This is a genomic window from Pseudomonadota bacterium, assembly GCA_030860485.1.
GTDB lineage: Bacteria > Pseudomonadota > Gammaproteobacteria > JACCXJ01 > JACCXJ01 > JACCXJ01.
On sequence record JALZID010000317.1, the window covers coordinates 1 to 19,000 of the forward strand.

General features: G+C 65.4%; 18 protein-coding genes and 2 pseudogenes. 6 read left to right on the plus strand and 14 right to left on the minus strand.

The window, feature by feature from the left end; all coding sequences use genetic code 11:
* Nucleotides 1–186 precede the first annotated feature (186 nt).
* The gene (locus tag M3461_19925) at nt 187–1,827 is read right to left on the minus strand and encodes an acetolactate synthase large subunit (GenBank protein ID MDQ3776455.1); all 1,641 of its coding nucleotides are present in this window, start codon (nt 1,825–1,827) and stop codon (nt 187–189) included.
* A 2,029-nt stretch (nt 1,828–3,856) separates the two neighbouring features.
* Here M3461_19925 and M3461_19930 point away from each other — a divergent pair.
* The 4 genes from M3461_19930 to coaD are packed head-to-tail and all read left to right on the plus strand — an operon-like array spanning nt 3,857 to nt 7,667.
* Nucleotides 3,857–5,236, plus strand: a complete 1,380-nt coding sequence (locus M3461_19930; GenBank protein ID MDQ3776456.1) for an insulinase family protein — start codon at nt 3,857–3,859, stop codon at nt 5,234–5,236.
* Nucleotide 5,237: 1 nt separating this feature from the next.
* Entirely contained in the window at nt 5,238–6,593 is a 1,356-nt protein-coding gene (locus M3461_19935) for an insulinase family protein (protein ID MDQ3776457.1), read from the plus strand.
* A 4-nt stretch (nt 6,594–6,597) separates the two neighbouring features.
* On the plus strand, nt 6,598–7,164 hold the full coding sequence (rsmD, locus tag M3461_19940) for a 16S rRNA (guanine(966)-N(2))-methyltransferase RsmD (GenBank protein MDQ3776458.1): 567 nt from the start codon (nt 6,598–6,600) through the stop codon (nt 7,162–7,164).
* Nucleotides 7,155–7,667, plus strand: coding sequence for a pantetheine-phosphate adenylyltransferase (coaD, locus tag M3461_19945; GenBank protein ID MDQ3776459.1), 513 nt, complete (start codon nt 7,155–7,157; stop codon nt 7,665–7,667). The genes rsmD and coaD overlap by 10 nt, the downstream gene beginning before the upstream one ends.
* Before the next feature lie 86 nt (nt 7,668–7,753).
* Here coaD and M3461_19950 read toward each other — a convergent pair whose 3' ends face one another.
* Genes M3461_19950 through M3461_19960 form a run of 3 tightly spaced genes read right to left on the minus strand, consistent with a single transcriptional unit; the run spans nt 7,754 to nt 9,679 of the window.
* Entirely contained in the window at nt 7,754–8,194 is a 441-nt protein-coding gene (locus M3461_19950; protein MDQ3776460.1) for a hypothetical protein, read from the minus strand.
* Complete coding sequence (locus M3461_19955; protein MDQ3776461.1) at nt 8,191–8,499, minus strand: hypothetical protein; 309 nt, start codon at nt 8,497–8,499, stop codon at nt 8,191–8,193. The genes M3461_19950 and M3461_19955 overlap by 4 nt, the downstream gene beginning before the upstream one ends.
* A gap of 58 nt (nt 8,500–8,557) precedes the next feature.
* Nucleotides 8,558–9,679, minus strand: coding sequence for an anthranilate phosphoribosyltransferase (locus M3461_19960; protein ID MDQ3776462.1), 1,122 nt, complete (start codon nt 9,677–9,679; stop codon nt 8,558–8,560).
* A 299-nt stretch (nt 9,680–9,978) separates the two neighbouring features.
* Between M3461_19960 and dusA the strand changes: the two genes are divergently transcribed.
* On the plus strand, nt 9,979–11,004 hold the full coding sequence (gene dusA / locus M3461_19965; GenBank protein ID MDQ3776463.1) for a tRNA dihydrouridine(20/20a) synthase DusA: 1,026 nt from the start codon (nt 9,979–9,981) through the stop codon (nt 11,002–11,004).
* On the opposite strand, the gene M3461_19970 is transcribed toward dusA, so the two are convergent.
* The 10 genes and pseudogenes from M3461_19970 to M3461_20015 all read right to left on the minus strand — a co-directional run bounded on the left by M3461_19970 (nt 10,898) and on the right by M3461_20015 (nt 18,757).
* Nucleotides 10,898–11,260, minus strand: coding sequence for a histidine triad nucleotide-binding protein (locus M3461_19970; protein MDQ3776464.1), 363 nt, complete (start codon nt 11,258–11,260; stop codon nt 10,898–10,900). The genes dusA and M3461_19970 overlap by 107 nt on opposite strands.
* A 35-nt stretch (nt 11,261–11,295) precedes the next feature.
* Nucleotides 11,296–12,699, minus strand: coding sequence for a DegQ family serine endoprotease (locus M3461_19975; GenBank protein ID MDQ3776465.1), 1,404 nt, complete (start codon nt 12,697–12,699; stop codon nt 11,296–11,298).
* Between the two features lie 158 nt (nt 12,700–12,857).
* Nucleotides 12,858–13,412, minus strand: a complete 555-nt coding sequence (locus M3461_19980) for a hypothetical protein (GenBank protein ID MDQ3776466.1) — start codon at nt 13,410–13,412, stop codon at nt 12,858–12,860.
* A 45-nt stretch (nt 13,413–13,457) separates the two neighbouring features.
* The gene (locus M3461_19985) at nt 13,458–13,715 is read right to left on the minus strand and encodes a ribbon-helix-helix protein, CopG family (GenBank protein ID MDQ3776467.1); all 258 of its coding nucleotides are present in this window, start codon (nt 13,713–13,715) and stop codon (nt 13,458–13,460) included.
* 41 nt (nt 13,716–13,756) lie between these two features.
* On the minus strand, nt 13,757–14,677 hold the full coding sequence (locus tag M3461_19990) for a hypothetical protein (GenBank protein MDQ3776468.1): 921 nt from the start codon (nt 14,675–14,677) through the stop codon (nt 13,757–13,759).
* Between the two features lie 81 nt (nt 14,678–14,758).
* Nucleotides 14,759–15,418, minus strand: a complete 660-nt coding sequence (gene maiA / locus M3461_19995) for a maleylacetoacetate isomerase (protein ID MDQ3776469.1) — start codon at nt 15,416–15,418, stop codon at nt 14,759–14,761.
* Nucleotides 15,415–16,398 (minus strand): fumarylacetoacetate hydrolase family protein, encoded by a 984-nt coding sequence (locus tag M3461_20000; GenBank protein MDQ3776470.1) that lies wholly within the window; start codon nt 16,396–16,398, stop codon nt 15,415–15,417. The genes maiA and M3461_20000 overlap by 4 nt, the downstream gene beginning before the upstream one ends.
* Nucleotides 16,395–17,525 (minus strand): homogentisate 1,2-dioxygenase, encoded by a 1,131-nt coding sequence (locus M3461_20005; protein ID MDQ3776471.1) that lies wholly within the window; start codon nt 17,523–17,525, stop codon nt 16,395–16,397. The genes M3461_20000 and M3461_20005 overlap by 4 nt, the downstream gene beginning before the upstream one ends.
* Before the next feature lies 1 nt (nt 17,526).
* Nucleotides 17,527–18,573 (minus strand): 4-hydroxyphenylpyruvate dioxygenase, encoded by a 1,047-nt coding sequence (gene hppD, locus M3461_20010; GenBank protein MDQ3776472.1) that lies wholly within the window; start codon nt 18,571–18,573, stop codon nt 17,527–17,529.
* A 61-nt stretch (nt 18,574–18,634) separates the two neighbouring features.
* A pseudogene (locus tag M3461_20015) lies at nt 18,635–18,757 on the minus strand (tryptophan 2,3-dioxygenase).
* Between the two features lie 110 nt (nt 18,758–18,867).
* Here M3461_20015 and M3461_20020 point away from each other — a divergent pair.
* Nucleotides 18,868–19,000: pseudogene (locus M3461_20020) on the plus strand (transposase).

Consider the following 19,000-nt stretch of genomic DNA (forward strand, 5'->3'; position numbering starts at 1 on the left):
GTACATACCGGACTCCTCCTCTTCGTTGAAGTGGTCGTTTCATCTTCCACTCTGGCACATCACGATGCCGTTAGGGAGGGGAGGAGTCCATACCATTACCCTAACCCTCCCCCGCTATCGCAGGGGAGGGAACACGGGAACTTCCTCCCGGGCCGTCGCGAGCGCAGGACATTATTTCACCAGCCCTCAGGCGATACAGGTCTTTTCCTTCAACTCCCGGGTCAACACCCGGGCGTTTTCCGAATAATCCACGGGGACATCGATGAGATGCACCCCGGGAGAATTGACGCATTCATCCAGGAGTCCCCGCAGGTCCTCGGTCCTCGTGACACGGTGGCCCAGGGCCCCGTAGCATTGCGCGTATTTGACGAAATCGGGGTTGGTGAAGTCGAGCCCCCAATCCGCGAACCCCGCATGCTCCTGCTTCCATTTGATCATCCCGTAACCGCTGTCGGTCAGAATGATCACCGAGAGGTCGAGGTCGAGGCGCACCGCCGTCTCGAGCTCCTGGCTGTTCATCATGAAGCCGCCATCGCCGCACACGGCCACCACCTTGCGCTCCGGGCAGATCATCTTGGCCGCCATCGCGGACGGGAACCCCGCCCCCATGGTGGCCAGCGCATTGTCCAGAAACAGCGTGTTGGCCCCGAGCGCGCGATAGTTTCTGGCAAACCAGAGCTTGTACATCCCATTGTCCAGGGTCAGGATGTCGAGAGGCCCGAGCACGGCCCGCACATCGGCCACCAGACGCTGGGGGAGGACCGGGAAGCTGTCCGAATCGGAGCGCTCGGCGATCTTTTCATCGACGAATTGTTTGACGCGCATGAAATAGGCGAAATCCCAGTGCGGCTGCGCGTGTACCCGCTTCGACAACTGCCACAGGGCGTTGGCGATGTCCCCGACGATCTCGTGCTGCGGGAAGTAGATCTCGTCCACCTCGGCGGGGACGAAGTTGATATGGATGACCTTGGGCCCGCCGGCTTCCATGAAGAAGGGGGGTTTCTCGATCACATCGTGGCCGACGTTGATCACGAGATCGGAGCGGTCAACGGCGCAGTGCACGTAGTCGTGGTCCGAGAGCGCGGCGGTGCCGAGGAACAAGGGGTGGTCCTCCGGGATCACCCCTTTGCCCATCTGGGTGTTGAAGAACGGGATGCCGGTCTTTTGGACGAAACGCAGGAGCAACTGGGAGACCCGCTTGCGATTCGCACCCGCTCCGATCAGGAGCAGCGGGGATCGCGCCTGTGCGATCATCTCCGCCGCGATGGCCACGGCACGCTCGTTGGCGTCGGGACGGCGCACCTTTTTCACGGCGAAGGGCGGGTTGCTGGTGGCCTCTGCCGCGACGTCCTCGGGCAACTCGATATGTACGGCCCCGGGGCGCTCGGCCTCCGCCTTCTTGAAGGCCTCGCGGACGATGGACGGGATCCGATCGGCCTCGACGACCTGTTTGGTGAACTTGGTGAGGGGCTGCATCATCGCCACCGCGTCAATGATCTGGAAATGCCCCTGCTTGCTGGTGTAGATGGGCTTCTGCCCGGTGATCATGCACATCGGCATGGCCCCGAGCTGTGCATAGGCGGCCGCAGTCACGAGGTTGGTCGCGCCCGGTCCCAAGGTCGATAGACACACACCCGGGATGCCGCTGAGACGGCCCACCGTGGCCGCCATGAAGCCGGCCGATTGCTCGTGGCGGGTGACGATGAGGCGGATGTGCGAGGTGCGCAGGGACTCGACGAAGTCCAGATTTTCTTCGCCTGGCACGCCGAAGATGTACCCTACCCCCTCATCCTCGAGGCATCTGACGAAGAGATCACTCGCTTTCATGGCCTCCCCCGCAAGAACGTGTTGCCTCAATTCTACGCCATAGGCGGCGCGGATGCGACGAGCACCCTCGGGTCCCACCGCGCCGCGGGTCCAGCACTCGGCGCCTGTGGCAGACGTGCCGTCTCGAGGTGCCCTCGACACGTGGACGGTCTGCGGATCTCTGCCATTCCGGGCACGCTTGATGGATGCAGAGAGTCGAGGTGCGACAATTTGTCTCACCCCCTCCGCCGTCACGCTTAGGCCGGAACCGGGCCAAGAGCGCCGCGCTCTCCTCGGCACTGTGGCGGGTATACTCCCCGCGTGGCAGGACAGGACAAGGATGGCGATACGACGCATTGAATATACAATCGTTATCCTTTGGCTTTATGAGCAAGAGCCGGGGGAGACTTTCGAGTCTCCCCCGGCTTGGTAGGTACGTGCAACGGTGGTTCAGATGGAGCAGAGCTGGGTTATGGTTGCGTGCGCTTGGAGAACGGAACCAGCATTGGTTTTCGCCTCGTTGACCGTGAGGTGAGACTTCGCCAACCGTCTTCCGAGCGTTGACCTGGCCAATATCTTCAACTCGATCGCTCGCAGCTTATGATGATGTGTCCGGTGACGCGATCATAGCCCCGCGCAGTCGATGTGGTTGCAGCTTATCCCGGCGGGGGAGAGTCTGCCCGGTAAGTATGTTTTGACGCCATGTGTTCCATCCCCTTCTATCATCGTCCCCCCATGAACTATGTCCATTTGCTCCGGTGACGGTTTATACCCACGGGGGCTCTCGAACTGCCGCGTATCTGGTTGGATTCGCTCACCACCTGATGTTCTTTCTGCATCCGCCGCCACCACTGGTGACAGGCCAGTTAGGGCTACTATCAGGCTAAAGGTTGTGATATATTGTAGCTGTTTCATTTCTCTCTCTATCAGATAGAGGTGCTGAGCCCCCGGGTCCCATCTCGCAACCCTAATATAGAGGGCTGAGCGGAATTTGGTCTGTGAAATATTTCACAGAAAAAGTGTGAAGTATTCACAAAATCTGGTGTGGAGCACTTTATAGAGGGACCATTAAGAGGGCAGAGCAGTGCCCAAGAGGGAGGAGTCTCCGCCAGGCTCAGGCGTGGGCCCGAGCTGGGTTTTCGGAAGGAGTGATTGAGGTAGAGCGTCCATTGCATCACAAACGTTCAGTGGCACTCTAATTGCCCGTGCACCAATAGGCCCTCGTTTTGCTTATTGGCGACCGGCCCCGCCAGGAAAATCGTGGATACTGTCGCCGTTGGCGGGATCGTGCGGCCTCGCGGTCCAATTCATCCAGTCTTCCCACGACATGGTGTTGCCGTACATGTCTTGCGGCAAGACGTGCACTGGTGTAACGGGTGAGATGCCGGCGTGCACCTTATCCATTTGCTCGGGTGATAGCTTATAACCTAGGGTGCTCTCGAACCTCTTCTGGCTAGTTGTACCCGCTCAGCACCTGATGTTCTTCCTGCATCCGCCGCCACCACTGGTGGCAGACCGGTGAGGGCCGCTATCAGGCTAAAGGTTGTGATATAGTGTCGCTGTTTCATTTCTCTCTCCTCATTCAGTATGAATTGACAAACATAGGTACACGATGGTCCCTGCCAGTTCTCTCGCCTCTACCACCCAATAAGGAATCTTTGATAGAGGCGCCGGGCCCCGGGTCCCATCTTGCAACGCTAATATAGAGCGGTGACTGGATTTTGGTCTGTAAAATATTTGACAGAAAAGTGTCAAATATTCACAACGCGCTAGAGCAGCTCAGGGCCTTCCTGGAGGGAGACGGGTCGCCTGTCGCTCTGCATCACACCACCCTCAGACAGGGGATCACCGAGACCGGGTCATTGAGCGGACGGCACTCCGTTGCGTAAGATCCGCCGGTCGCGCGCCTGCCGACCTTCGCACGGGCGGCGCATCAGGCGGCCGCGGTCCGATCCCCGGGCCGAGAACCGGGTGGCGTTGGTCCGGTAGCCGGCAGGGGGACGGTCGAGTCCGGTGGGCATTGCGGAGGCATTGCGATACTAAGGGGGAGGTGAGTTTGCGTCGATCGATACAAACGTTACGAGTCGGGTACCTGGCCGTTGTGCTCGCGTGCCCGGCCGCCGGGGTGGCCGCGGCCGAGGTCCGGGAATTCAAGCTCGACAACGGGCTCAAGCTCATCGTCCAGGAGGACCACCGCGCCCCGGTAGCGGTCTCCCAGGTCTGGTACAAGGTCGGTTCGAGCTACGAGCATGCGGGCATCACCGGCGTCTCGCACGCCTTGGAGCACATGATGTTTCAGGGCACCGAGCGACATCCCGCGGGGGAGTTCTCGCGCCTCATCTCCGCGTCCGGCGGGGAGGAGAACGCCTTCACCGGCAGCGACTACACGGTCTATTTCCAGAAGATGGCCAAGGAAAACCTGTCGCTCAGCTTCGAGCTGGAGGCCGACCGGATGCGCGGCCTGACGCTTCCCGAGCAGGAGTTCGCCAAGGAGATCAAGGTGGTCATGGAGGAGCGCCGGTTGCGCACCGACGACAGGCCCGAGTCCCTGATGGCCGAGACCGCCATGGCCGTGGCCTTCGAGACCAGCCCCTATCGCCACCCCATCATCGGCTGGATGCACGACCTGGAGGCCATGACGGTCGCGGATCTGCGCGGCTGGTACGAGCGCTGGTACGCCCCCAACAACGCGACCTTGGTGGTGGTGGGCGATGTCGAGCCCGGGGTCGTGTTCGAGCTCGCCAAGCGCTACTTCGGGCCCCTGGCCTCGAGCACGCGTCCGGCGCTCAAGCCGGCGCGCGAGGTGGCGCAGAAGGGCCAGCGGCGCGTGACGGTGCGGGAGGTGGCGCGGCTGCCGCAGCTCCTCATGGCCTACAAGGTCCCAGTGCTCACGAGCGCGGTCGCGAACCCCTCCCCGGCAGCGCGCGCCGAGGTTTTCGCCCTGGAGGTCCTGGCGGAGCTCCTGAGCGGTGGCGACAGCGCGCGTCTCCCACGCCACCTGCTGCGCGAGCAGGAGGTCGCCGCCAGCGCGAACGCGGGGTACAACCTCGCCGATCGCCTGGAGAGCCTGTTTACCGTGGAGGCGATCCCGGCGGAGGGCCGTGATCTAAAGGCCCTGGAAACGGCGCTGCGGCGTGAGATCGAGCGCCTCCGGAGCGAAACGGTGCCGGCCGAGGAGATGGATCGGGTCAAGGCCCGGGTCATCGCCCGCAAGGTGTTCGAGCAGGACTCGATGATGTACCAGGCCATGGTGATCGGTCTCCTGGAGAGCGTCGGGCTCGACTGGCGGCTCAAGGACCGGTACCTCGAGGCGGTGAAGGCAGTCACGGCCGAAGAGGTCCGCCAGGTGGCGACCCGATATCTCGTCGATGATGGCCTGACCGTCGCGGTCCTCGAACCGCTGCCGGCGCCGGCCGCGGGGAAGGACTAGCATGGCACGGCGCGTCTGGCTCTTCTTGGCCCTGTGGCCGGTGGTGGGGTTCGGCCTGCCGCAGATCGAGACCTGGAACACCACGAACGGCGCGCGCGTCTACTTCGTGCGCGCCCCGGAGCTACCGATGGTGGACGTGCGCGTGGCCTTCGATGCCGGGAGCGCACGTGACCGGGGGCAATGGGGCCTCGCCGGGCTCACCAACGCCGTCCTGGCCGAAGGCGCGGGCGGCCTGACGGCACAGACGCTGAACGAGCGCTTCGAGGCCACGGGGGCGCAGTTCGGCCACAGCGTGGGACGCGAGACGGCCTCGGTCGAGCTGCGCAGCCTCACCGAGTCCCCTTATCTGGAGCGCGGGGTCGAGACCCTGGCGCTGGTCCTCCAGAAGCCGGATTTTCCCGTAGAGGCCCTGGAGCGCGAGCGCAAGCTCATGCTGACCGCCTTGAGGCAACGCGAGCAGGAGCCCGCGGCGATCGCCGAGGACCGCTTTATGGGCGTCCTCTATCAAGACCACCCCTATGGCTCGCCCCCGCACGGTAGCGCCAAGACCCTCGGCGCCCTCAAGCGCGACGACCTGCTCGGCCACTACCGGCACTATTACTGTGGCCGCAACGCGGTCATCGGGCTGGTCGGCGATCTCACGCGCCCGCAGGCGGCGTCGATCGCGGAAAAGCTCGTCGCCTCACTCCCCACCGGTAGCGCGGCCCCGCCCGTGCCGCCGGCGCCCCGGATCGAGAAACCGATCGAGATCCACGTCCCCTATCCCTCCAGCCAGACCCACATCTGGGTCGGGCGCGCCGGCCTCGCACGGCTCGATCCCGACTATTTTCCGCTCTATCTGGGCAATCATGTGCTGGGCGGTGGCGGGTTTATCTCGCGGCTGTACAAGGAGGTGCGCGAGAAACGCGGCCTGTCCTACAGCGCCTATAGTTATTTCCAGCCCATGCGCGTCGCCGGGCCTTTCATCGCCGGCCTGCAGACGAGCTTCGCGCAAGCGGATCAGGCGCTCGCCGTCATGCGGGAGACGCTCACGAAGTTCGTCGCCGAGGGTCCATCCGCCACCGAGCGGGAGGCCTCGGTCAAGAACATCACCGGTGGCTTTCCCTTGCGCATCGACAGCAACGACGAGGTCATCGAGTACCTGATCCTCATCGGTTTCTACGGCCTGCCGCTCGATTTCCTCGATACCTATGTGGACCGCATCCGCGCCGTCTCGCTCACGGACATCGGGGCCGCCTTTAAACGCCGCATGGACCCGGCCGGCCTCGTCACCGTCACCATCGGGCCGCAAGGCAAACCCCCGCCGGGCAACCCGGCCCCGCCGCTCGAACCGGCGCCCGCCGGCCGGCATCGTTAGGGCATTGACGCCACCGGGCTCGGTCAGGGTCATCGGCGGCAAGTGGCGGCGCGCGCTCATCCCGGTCCCGGACGCACCGGGGGTGAGGCCGAGCCCCGACCGGGTGCGCGAGACCTTGTTCAACTGGTTGACGCCGCGCATCGCCGGGTGTACCTGCCTGGACCTCTTCGCCGGCACCGGGGTCCTCGGTATCGAGGCGGCCTCGCGTGGCGCCGGGCGTGTGGTCTCCGTCGATCACGACCCGACTGTGGTGCGGGCGCTCCGGGCACTCGCCACCCGGCTCGGGGCGCGCGAGCTCTGCGTCGTGAGGGCCGACGCTTTGGCGTTTCTCGCCGGGGCCGCGATGCCCTGTGATCTCGTGTTCCTGGACCCGCCCTTTTCCGAGCGGCTGTGGCAACCTTGCTGCGAGGGATTGCAGAACGGGGGATGGTTGAAACCCGGCGCCTGGGTGTATCTGGAGGCGCCGCGCGGTCCGCCCCTGCCGCTGCCCGCGGGCTGGCAGGTGCACCGTGCCGGCCGCGCCGGGCAGGGACAATTCTGCCTAGCCCTGCCTGCCGCGATCTGCCAATGACCCAGGCCATCTACCCCGGGACCTTCGACCCCATCACCCATGGGCATACCGATCTGGTGCAGCGCGCCAGCCGATTGTTCGATCGGGTGGTGGTGGCCGTGGCCGGCAGCAGCTGGAAGCCGACCACCTTCACCCTGGACCAGCGGGTGGCGCTCGTCCGCGTGGCGCTCGACGGCATCGAGCGGGTCGAGGTGCGCTCCTTCGACGGCCTCCTGGTCGAGACGGCGCGTAGCCTGGGCACGACCGTCATCCTGCGAGGACTGCGGGCGGTCTCGGACTTCGAGTACGAGCTGCAGATGGCCAGCATGAACCGCCGGCTGGTTCCCGAGGTCGACACCCTGTTCCTCACCCCCGCCGAGCATTATGCCTATCTGTCTGCGAGCCTGGTGCGCGAGATCGCCTCCCTCGGCGGCGACGTCCGCCCCTTCGTACACCCGGCGGTCGCGAGCGCCCTCGCGCATAAGCTCCGTCAGCCCCCGGTTCCGGCGCCTCCTGCCCCTTGACCGCCGGCTGGCTTGAGGCCTCTGGCCCAGCCCGAGGTATCCGGGGCGTACGAATTCGCGCTACGCGACCGGGGGCTCCTCGCTTACTAGAACCGCAAGCGGATGTCCAGCACCGCTCGGTTATAATTGAAATCGTCCAGGTGATTGAGCTCGGTGTTGTAGGCCAGGCCGGCCGAAAACACATCCGAAAAGTCGTAAGTGGCCCCGACCCCGACAAAGACGAAATCGGCGTCGTTTCCTTCCTCGGGAATGATATGCTCGTAGTTCGCCCGAAAATTGGGCAGCCACCGATCGATCCGGTATCCCACTTCGCCGGTCACGTAAAGCGTGTTCTGGAAACTGTCGTCGTCAACGAAGGGTGGAAGGTCGTCGAAAACGCTATATGCGAAACGATGGCCGAATCTTCCGGTCACTACCCACTGATTGACGGCTAGCAGACCCGTCAGCGACAGGTCGGTAAAGGCTGAATCGGCGTCAACCGGGCTATCGTCGATCTGTGCCCGGGAATAACCGGCGATCCCCATCACGAAGAAGTTCTCATCGATGTGGTACGCAGCATACGGAGAAACGAGGGGTTATGCGTACCAATATCGAACTCGTCATCGAACACGAGCCCGTCAAATGATTCGCGCGTCGATAGATGCGTCTCGCCACGGGCGTAACCCGCAGAGGCGCCGACGTAAAAGCTGCCGAGGCGCTTGTCGGCACCACCCACGACTTGGTAGATGTCGGTATCGATGTCCGTGTCGATGTCGATGCCATCGTCGTTGAAATCGCTGTCGGAATGGATGTTGGTATAGCGTTTGTGTGCATTGACATGGGGATCCTCCACCGTTCGGCTGCAATCAAACCAAGACCGTCATTGTTACGCGGTGAGCCGATCATACGTGTCATCGCGCGCCCGGCTCGAGGCGGGCGCGCGCCAGCCCGCGGTCGAGCACCTCGCGCACGGCGCTTGCGGCCGCCGCGGGGGATGGGTGGCGGCCGAGGTGGAACAGGCACACGGCGGCCGAGAAGACCAGTCCTTCGCGCGCCGCGCCCGGTTCACCGCCGAGGGCCGCGATCCCCGCCTCTGCGGCGCCATCCGCCGCTCTGCCGGCACTCCCGTCCTGCGTCTCGGCCAGGCCGTGGCGCGCCGCCACGGCGCCCGCGGACGCGTCGATCTCAAGCTCCGAGGGGTCGATCTCCAAGGACTGGTCCTCACCGGCGCCCCGAAAGTAGACGAATCGCCCGGTCTTCTGGAGCGACGGGATGACCCCGCCCTCGACGCCCCGCACCACCAGTGCCGAGTCGAATCCCGCGTGGCGAGCGAGCAACGTGTAGACCTTCGGGTAGCCCTTGTGCACATAGCCGGTCACGAGGTGGGTCTCCGAACGACCCCGGATGGGACCGATGCAGGGCTCGGCGGTGGTGATCGCCGGGCGCTTGACGATCAGCTCGCGTAGCCCAATCAGGGCGTGGAGCTTGGGACAGTAGGCACGCTGGTCCAGATAGGCCCATCCGATGGCGGGGTCGGTGATCCGGGCCGCCGCCTGGGCCGGGGAGAGATCGACCGGCTGCCCCGCGGCAGCGAGCACCTGCCGGTGGGTCAGGCCGAACTTCGGACCGACGCGCTCCACCCCATGGCAGACGGCCGGCACACCGCAAGCCGCGAGCACCACCGGCAGGAAGGGTGAGGGCGGGAGGGTGCGGGTGAAACCATCGTAGGGATCGGCGATGTCGATGAGCACGTCGACGCCCGCCGTGACCGTCTCGCCGGCATCACGCAAGGCCTCCAAGATCCCGATGTTCTCCTCATCGGTCTCGCGCTTCATGCGCAGTGCGATCAAGAATATCCCGGCCTGTACCGAATCGACCTGGCCTTCGAGGATGGCGCGCATGGCCACGCGCGCCTCGTCGCGGGAGATGTCCTTGCTCATCTCCGGACCGGTGGCGATGCGCTGGATAACCGAACGCATGAAGGTTCTCGGGCCGTCGGGCCGGTCCCAGGGCGGGGTGTCTAGCATCGGCATCCGCCGCCGGACGGAGGGTCATCGAAACGGCGTTGTGCAGGCATAGGCGGGTACCACACTAGCCATGGATGGTACCGCCAAGGTAAAGGCCTCGGCTAGCCCCCGAGCGCCATGGCGGCGAGGCCGATCGGCCGGCGTCGTTATTGGTCGGTGTCGAGATCGAACCGGATCCAGCTGGGCTAGGGGCAGCGTCCGACCCCAGTTGTCGAGACGGCCGATCGTCACCCTCGCGGGCCCAGGCGAGCTATCATTGGCCCCCCATGTCCCGTTCGATCGACCGACGTCTCTGTATCGCGCCGATGATGGACCGCACGGACCGGCACTGCCGGTACCTCCTGCGGCTCATCTCCCGCCATGTGCTCCTCTATACCGAGATGGTTGCGACCGGCGCCTTGCTGCACGGCGATCCGGCGCGCGCCCTCGTCCATGACCCGGCCGAGCACCCCCTGGCCTTGCAGCTCGGGGGCAGCGCGCCCGAGGCCCTCGCGCTGTGCGCGCGTCTGGCCGCGGACTGGGGTTTCGATGAGGTGAACCTGAACGTGGGATGCCCGAGCGAACGAGTCCAAGAGCACCGCTTCGGCGCCTGTCTCATGGCCGAGCCCGAGCGCGTCGCGGCCTGCATCGCCGCCATGCGGGCCGGAACGAGCTTGCCCGTGACCGTCAAGACGCGGCTCGGGATCGACGATCGCGATTCCTACGACGAGCTCTGTCGATTTATCCGCGCCGTCTCGGCCGCCGGCTGCCGGACCGTGATCCTGCATGCCCGCAAAGCCTGGCTCCAGGGGCTCTCACCCAAGGAGAACCGTGAGGTCCCACCGCTGCGCTACGACTGGGTACACGCGCTCAAGCGTGATTTCCCGATGCTCGAGGTCATCATCAACGGCGGGCTCACCGGCCTCGAAGCGGTCGAAGCACAGCTCGCGCACGTGGATGGGGTCATGATCGGGCGTGAGGCCTACCGCAACCCCTATCTCCTCGCCGAGGCCGATCGCCGGTTTTTTGGCGCGTTGCTCCCCGCGCCGACGCGTGCCGAGGTGTTCGCCCGCTACGAAGACTATATGCGTCGCGAACAGGCGGCGGGCACCCCGGTCCATCACATGGCCCGGCACCTCGCGGGACTGTTCCTGGGCCAGCCGGGCGCCCGCCAATGGCGCCGGGGACTCGCGGCCCGTGCGGGGCTCCGGTGCCGCTCTGTGGCGCCTGATGACGTCCGCTCCCTCAGGGCGAAGCCGCATCTGGAAAGGGCGGCCAGCCCATCGCCCGTCCGGCCAGGAGGTGGAGGTGGAGGTGGAACACCGACTGGCCGGCGTCCGCATTGCAGTTGATCACCGCCCGATAGCCGTTCTTATCGAATCCTCGATCCTTGGCGATCGCGCGCGCCACGAGGAATAGCTTTCCTACCACTTCGGCGTCGCCGGGCCCGAGGTCGTTCACGGTGGCGATATGCCGCTTGGGCACGATGAGGACATGCACCGGCGCCCGTGGTTGGATATCGTTGAAGGCCAGCACATCGCTGTCCTCATAGACGATGCCGGGGGTGATCCGGCCGTCGACCATCTTGCAGAACAGACAATCCGTCATCATCCGATTATATTATCTTTGTCCACGATCAAGATTTATCTGGCCACGATGAAGGCGGCGCTGTTACCGCGCAGCACGTGCAGCAGCACGGCGGACTGGAGGCGGTTGACCTGGACCAGGAACTCTTTCGGATCCGAGACCGGAACCTGATTGACCGATAGCACGATGTCCCCCTCGCGCAGCCCGTTCCGCCAGGCACGGCTGCCCCGTTTGACCTCGTAGACCATGACCCCCTCGACCTCGCCATGGGCCGGCGAGCGCTCCGGGATGTCCCCGAAACGTGCACCTTCGAGGCGCGGATTCTGAAGCGCCGAGCCGCTCGTCACCTGGTCGATCTTGGCCGCCACGGTGGCGCTGATCTCTACGCGGTCGTTCTTGCCGAGCAGGCCCTTGCGCAGCACCTCCAGGGTGGCCTTGTCCCCGATGCGCAGGAGCCCCACCCGATTGCGCAGGTCGCTCGCGTTGCGCACCGGCCTGCCGTTGAGCGCCACCATCACATCACCGGCCTTGAGCCCCGCCTTGGCCGCCGGCGACCCCTCGATCACGCTCACGACCACAGCGCCCTCCTGTTCGTTCAGGTCGAAGGCCTCGGCCAGATCGGGGTCCAGGTCCTGGAGTTGGACGCCGAGTTGCCCGCGCTTGACCTCGCCGTGCTGCGCCAGCTGCTCCATGACCTGGCGGGCCGAATTGATGGGGATGGCGAACCCGATCCCGATGCTGCCACCGCTTTGAGAGAAGATCGCCGTGTTGATCCCGACCAGGCGGCCTTGCAAGTCGACCAGGGCCCCGCCGGAGTTTCCGGGGTTGATGGAGGCGTCGGTCTGGATGAACTCCTCGTAGCCCTCGATGCCCAGGCCGCTGCGCCCCAGCGCGCTGACGATCCCCGAGGTCACGGTCTGGTCGAGTCCGAAGGGGTTCCCGATCGCGACCACGAAGTCCCCGACCTTGAGCCCGTCCGAGTCACCGAACCCGAGCGCGGTCAGCCCCTCGGCGGGGACCTGGATCACGGCCACGTCCGTCTCGGCATCGACGCCCACGCGCTTGGCGTCGAGCTTGCGGCCGTTGCGCAGCTTGACCGCGATGTGCTCGGCATTGGCGACGACATGGGCGTTGGTGATGATGAGCCCCCGACCGGCATCCACGATGACGCCGGATCCCAGGCTCTGCGTCTTGCGCTCGCGCGGCTCGTCGGGCACATCGAAGAAGTGGCGGAAGAGCGGGTCGTCCAGAAGTGGGTTGCGGCCCACCCGGACCTTGCCTTCGGTCGCGATGTTGACCACGGCGGGCATGACCTTTTCGAGCATGGGCGCGAGACTCGGCGTCTCGCCCCCGAACCAGGGCGCGGCCGCATGGGCGCCACCGGTCAACAATAGCAGCGCGACGGCGATGACCGGCGCCCGCGGCACGGCCCTGGACGTCACCCCCTTTGAGTGATGCATGCAGCTCGCTCCCCGGCGGGGCAAAAGTGCCCTTGTTCTCCACGGTAATTCTTGCACGCCGCACCCCCGCTTGTCACACCGACGGCATTGGCCGGATGGCGCAGGAGCCTGCTGATATTAGCAATCGTAGGATGGGTTAGACGCGCAGCACCGATGGCCTATCCAATCTGCCGCAGCCTCGACGCGCGTCGTAACCCACCGAAGGTGCCGGAGGTTACCCGAGCGTGGCGTGCGGGACAGGCAGACGGTACAGCAAGATTCCCGCTGTACGCACCACACACCCTACGAATACTACGACTTCTAGAGGAGGGAGACCGGAGACTTCCGGTGGCCGCGTCACTCAAGGACAGCCGCTTGAGCTTGGCGAACCGCGCGAAATCGCGGGCGGCGGTGAGCAGTGCGGTAACGCGATATTCGACGCAGACCGCGGCGATCTGAGTGTCGGCCAGGTTGCCGCGCGCGTCGGCCTCCCGCAGATGTTGGGAAAAGAGCTCGGGATAACGCGGGCCTGGATTGAGCACCCGCAGGCTTGGGCTTGCCAGCAATCCGAACAGCGCTTCAAGCGCGGATTCAAGGCGTGTCGGCGGGTCGAAGATGCGCGGATGAGTCACGACCCGCACGAATTCGCCCGGGCAAAAAACAGGCAAGCCCCATAGCGATGGGTCTTCGGCGAGCCGGGTCAGCCAAGCGAGCGCGCTTACGTGTTCTGGCACTTCCTCCCGGTGAAGCATAGATCAAGATATTCGTGTCCACCGCGATCACGGACGTTCTTCCATCCGGTCGATAAGTGAGTCGCGGTCGCTGAGGTCCACCCCGGGACGAAGCCGACCGCGCACCGTTTTCCATTGGAGCGTAAAGGAGGGCTGCCCGTGCGCGTCAGCGGCAAGCGCGTCGTGCAACGCGGCTTCGATGACTTGAGTGTTGGTACGGTCCGTGTCCGCCGCGCGGCGCCGCACCAGCCGCATGAGCTCGTCATCCAGATTTAAGGTAGTACGCATGCAGATGAGCATACTCACTCGGCACACATCTATCAACGAATGGCACGACAGGTGGCCTCTCACGCTTGGCGCGCCAAGGCCAAGCGGTCCTCGTTCAGGCCTTCCCAGAACGCCGCGACGCCGTCCAACATCTCGTTGCCGATACGGATGAATGCGTCCTCGTCGAGCGCGCGCTCGAAATACAGCTCCTCCAGCTCTTCCTGGGTGTGCTTCGCATGCTGGGCCTCCAGGCGCGCGTGCCAGGTGAAGAAGGCGAGCGGGAGGTCCTCACCGCTGCGCGCGTTATAGAGCTTGAATCCAGCGATGAGCTCGTCCCAAAAACCGGCTGCGGCCCAGTTCTCGACGGCGTAGCTCGCGGCCTGGGAGACGAGATACTCCGGGCTGCCGTAGAGCCTGACCAGCTCGTCGCAGAAGAAAAGGGTCGGCGGGGTGCCGTGGTGGCGTTTGCCCACGTCGTTGAAACCGAGCGAGAGGCGTTCCGCGATCTGCAGGAGCCACTCGAAGTGCGCGGCCCGGAAGCGGAACACGCCGCCCTCGACCGTGCCCTCGGAGGACACCAACTCGGGCTCGGTGTCGCCCCCGTTGCCCGAGGACGCCGCGCGCCTGCCGCCGGCGTTGAAGACCACCCCGATCTCGTTGGCGAGGATCTCTTTCGAGGCGCGCATGCCCTGGAGCGAATCGGCGTTGATGGTCTTGAAGAGCTGGGCGATCAGGAACAGGTTGGAGAACACCGAGAACTGTACGATGAAGGCCCGCACGTGCTCGCGGGTCTGCTCGCCGCGGCTGAACCAGTCGGTGTACGGGTTCCCGGTGATGATGCGGTGATGCAGCAACTCGCTGTCGATGCGCCTCTGGAAGGCGAGGAAGGATCGGGCCCTCGCGACGCTCTGGCCACCCTCCATGACGGCGCGCAACGAGTGGGATGTCAGGCGCTCCAGGTGATGCTTCTCCGCGAAATGCGTCAGGGGATCTAGGGCCATGGCATGTCCTCCTGATGATTGCCGACTTTTAAGACTCGCGCGCGCGTGGGGAATTCCGGCCCTTTTGTTCTTTGCATAGGCTTATTCTGCGTCCGCCTGCGCTTCCGGGGCCGCCTGCCGGAACGCCGGTATAGTCAGACAATGTGCCTCGATCGCCTGGATGCGCGGGAAATCACCGAGATCGCAACCGAAACGGCGGGCGTTATGGACCTGGGGGATGAGGCAGACATCGGCCATCGTCGGGCCCTGGCCGAGACAGTAGGCCCCCGCTCCCGCATCGGCACCAGGCATGGTCTCCCTCTCCCCGAGCATCGTCTCAAGCGCACGGAACCCTTCCTGGATCCAGTGCCGGTACCAGCGCCCGCGCGCCTCCGGGCCCTGCCCGAGCTCCTGCTCCAGGAACCGCAACACGCGTAGGTTGTTCAGGGGATGGATGTCGCAGGCGACGCGCCCAGCGATCGCCCGCGCCCGGGCGCGAAGCTCAGGCGCCGGGGGCAAGAGCGGAGGGGTGGGAAACACCTCGTCCAGGTACTCGAGGATGGCGAGCGATTGGATCAGCACCCGGTTGCCATCCATGAGCACGGGGACGAGACCCTGGGAATTGAGTGACCGATAGGCCGCCTCATACTGTTCGCCCCGCGCCAGGTGGACGAAGCGCGGCTCATAGGCGATCCCCTTGAGGTTCAAGGCGATGCGGACCCGGTAGGCGGCCGAGCTGCGAAAATAGGTGTAGAGGACTATGAGCGGCGCACCTCGACGCGCTGCTCGATGGTGCCGAAGATCGTCCGCCCCTCGGGATCCGGCATCTCGATCCGGATCGATTCCCCGTGCTCGAGGTAGGGCGTCAAGGTCTCGGCGCCCGACTGGGTCTCGACGGCCCGCCGCTCCACGATGCAGCCGAAGCCGATCCCCGGGTCCTGGTTGCTCACGGTCCCCGAGCCGATCACGGTGCCGGCCGGGAGCGGCCGGGTCTTGGCGGCATGGGCGATGAGCACGGGAAAGTCGAATTGCATGTCGCGACCCGCATCCGGCCGGCCGAAGGGCTCGCCGTTGCGGTGCGCGAGGAGCGGCAGGTGCAGCCTGCGCCCGTCCCAGGCGGCGCCCAGCTCGTCTGGGGTCACGGCCACCGGCGAGAAGGCCGGCCCCGGTTTGCCGTGCAGGAAGCCGAAGCCCTTGGCCAGCTCCTGCGGGATGAGCAAGCGCAGCGACACGTCGTTGACGAGCACCACGAGCGCGATGTGATCTCCGGCATCAGCGGCCGTCACCCCTTGGGGGACATCGTCCGTGATGACGGCGACCTCGGCTTCGAAGTCCGGCCCCCACCCCGGGTCCGCGATCTGGATCGGGTCGCGCGGCCCGAGGAAACGCGCCGACCCGCCCTGGTACATCAGGGGATCGACGAGAAACTCGCGCGGCATGTCGGCCCCGCGGGCACGCCGCACGCGCTCGACATGCGACAGATAGGCGCTGCCGTCCAGCCATTGGTAGGCACGCGGCAGCGGTGCCGCGAGGGCGGCCGGCTTCAAGGGGAAGGCGTCCAGCTCATCCTCCATGAGATCCGCGTACAGGACCTCGAGCCGCGGCGCGATCCGCGCCCAACCATCGAGTGCCGCCTGCAGCGTGCGCGCCCCCGGCGAGGCCGGCACGGCCACGGTGAGATCGCGGTCCACGACCACCAGCGTCCCGTCGCGGCCACCCGATTTCAGGGTCGCGAGCTTCACCGCGCCTTCCAGGAATCGACATAGCCCGGCCACTCGATCCCGTCGGGCAGCTCGGCCACCTCCAAGGTATCGCGGGCGTCGATCATCACCGCCACCTCGTCGGTCTCGCCGCCGCTCTTCTGGCTGCTCGTCGCGAGCGCCTTGGGGTGCGGCCCATGGGTGATGCCCGAGGGGTGCAAGGTCATCATACCCGGATGGATGTTGTCGCGCGAGAAGAACCTGCCCCGATGATAGAAGATCACCTCGTCGTAATCATCGTTGTTGTGGAAAAAGGGCACCCGCAGGGCGCCGGGATCGGTCTCGAACGGACGGGGGACGAAGGTGCATACCACGAAGCGCCCGGTCGCGAAGGTCGTGTGCGCGGACGGCGGCACGTGGTAACGGTGGCTCATGAGGGGCCGGATGGCGCGCCAGTTCACACGCACCGGGCTGAGCGTCCCGTGCCAGCCGACCGCATCCAGCGGGTTGAACGGATAGGTGACGGTGCTCAGCAACCCGCGGCGTTTGACCAGGACCCGCCACGGGCCATCCTGCGCCTGGGCGCGGAACACGTCGTCGATGCGGGGGATGTCGAGCATGGCGGGGTCGAACACCGCCTGGCTGCCGACGATGCCCTTGTCCGGGAGCCGGTAGCCGTCGTTGGTGGCCTCGATGAGGAGGGCGGTCAGGGGCGTCTGGTGTTCCAGTTCCAGCCGCCACAAGGTCCCGCGCGGAAGCATGAGGTAATCGCCCTCGCCGAGCCTGAGATGGCCGTAGTCGCAGAAGAGGGACGCGGACCCCTCGTGGATGAACAAGAGCTCATCGCCGTCGGCGTTGCGGACCAGGTGGTCCATGGGCTCATCGCTCCGCCAGATGCGGACTTGCAGATAGGCATTGCCGAGGAGCGGGCGCGCCTCCCAGGGCGAGCCACGGGGCGTAAGGTCTTTCACGGCATCGAAGGCGCGGGGCCGTAGCGGTCCCTCGACTTTGGTCCACCCGGTCGGCGGGTGGCGGTGGTACATCTGGGTCGCCGGACCGTAGAAGCCCTCTTTGCCGATCTCGCGCTCGAAGGTGCCTTCGGGAAGATCGGCGTGCGCCTGGCGCGAGGCCTCCCCTTCGACGATGGGTAGCGAGATCCAATGCCTCATGCTAGATCACCCCGCGCCGCAGCTGGTCGCGCTCGATGGCCTCGAACAGGGCTTGGAAGTTCCCCTCCCCGAAGCCTTCGTTCCCGTGGCGCTCGATGATCTCGAAGAAGATGGGCCCGATCACGGTCTCGGTGAAGATCTGGAGGAGGAGCGCACGAGCCCCCGAGCCGTCGATCAGGATGCGGTTCTCGCGCAGCCGCTCCAGGTCCTGGCCATGGCCCGGGACGCGGCGCGCCACCGCATCGTAATAGCTGTCCGGCACATCCATGAACCGCACCCCGTTGCGCCTGAGTTGCTCCACCGTCGTGTGGATGTCCTCGGTGGCGAGCGCGATGTGCTGGATCCCCTCGCCGTGATAGGCACTCAGGTATTCCTGCACCTGCGACTTGGGGTCGGCGGGCTCGTTGATGGGGATGCGGATTCGGCCGCAGGGGCTTACCAGGGCCCGTGACCTCAGCCCCGTCACCCGGCCATGGATGTCAAAGTAACGGATCTCGTGGAAATTGAACAACCGCTCGTAGAAGCCGGTCCATTCGTCCATGCGCCCGCGGTGGACATTGTGGGTCAGGTGGTCCACGGAAGTCAGGCCCACGCCCGCCGGATGCAGCTCGGCGCTCGCCAGGGGCTCGAAATCGACATCGTAGATCGAGCGCTCGCCATAGCGATCAATAAGATAAATGAGGCTGCGCCCGATCCCTCGGATGGCCGGCAGGTGCAGCTCCATGGGTCCAGCCGTCCCGTGAAACGCGCGGGCGCCGAGTCCGGTGGCCCGTTCCAGCGCCCGGCGCGCGTCGCGCACGCGCACGGCGAAGGCGCACACCGAAGGCCCGTGGACCTTGGCGAAGGCTTGGGCGAAGCTGTCCGGCTCCTGGTTCAGGATGAAGTTGATGTCACCCTGCCGGTACAGGACCACCTGCTTCGAGCGGTGGCGCGCGACGGCGCGAAAGCCCATGCGCTCGAAGAGCTGCGCCAAGGCCTCCACATCGCCGGCCGTGTATTCGACGAACTCGAAGCCGTCCGTCCCCATCGGGTTCTCGATCGTATCCATCGTCTGTCCCTCGCCATCACCGCCGGACTATCCCGGTGGCTAGTAGACCGCCTACCTCCGGCTAAGATTCCGCCCGCCGTGACGTGCCGATCTCGGTGCGCGTGTCGCACGGCTCCGGGAAGAAGGTCAGGTCCAGCGCCTTGCGGAGAAACGCGACGCCCGAGGCGTCGCCCGTGCCGCGTTTCGTAGCCGAAAAAGGATAGGAGATTCAGCGTGGACGTGCAATCGAGCCTGCCGGGTCGGACGGGCTGGGCGGTGACGTGGCGGTCCAGGGGTCCGGCGCCGGGGGGAAGCGTGCAGGTGGTGATTGCCTTGGTCGTGACCCCGGAAGGTTTTCCGCTCGCCTATGAGGTCATGCCCGGGAATACCTTGGACAAGACCACCTTGGGTGACTTTCTGAAGAGCATCGAGCAGCAATACGGAAAGG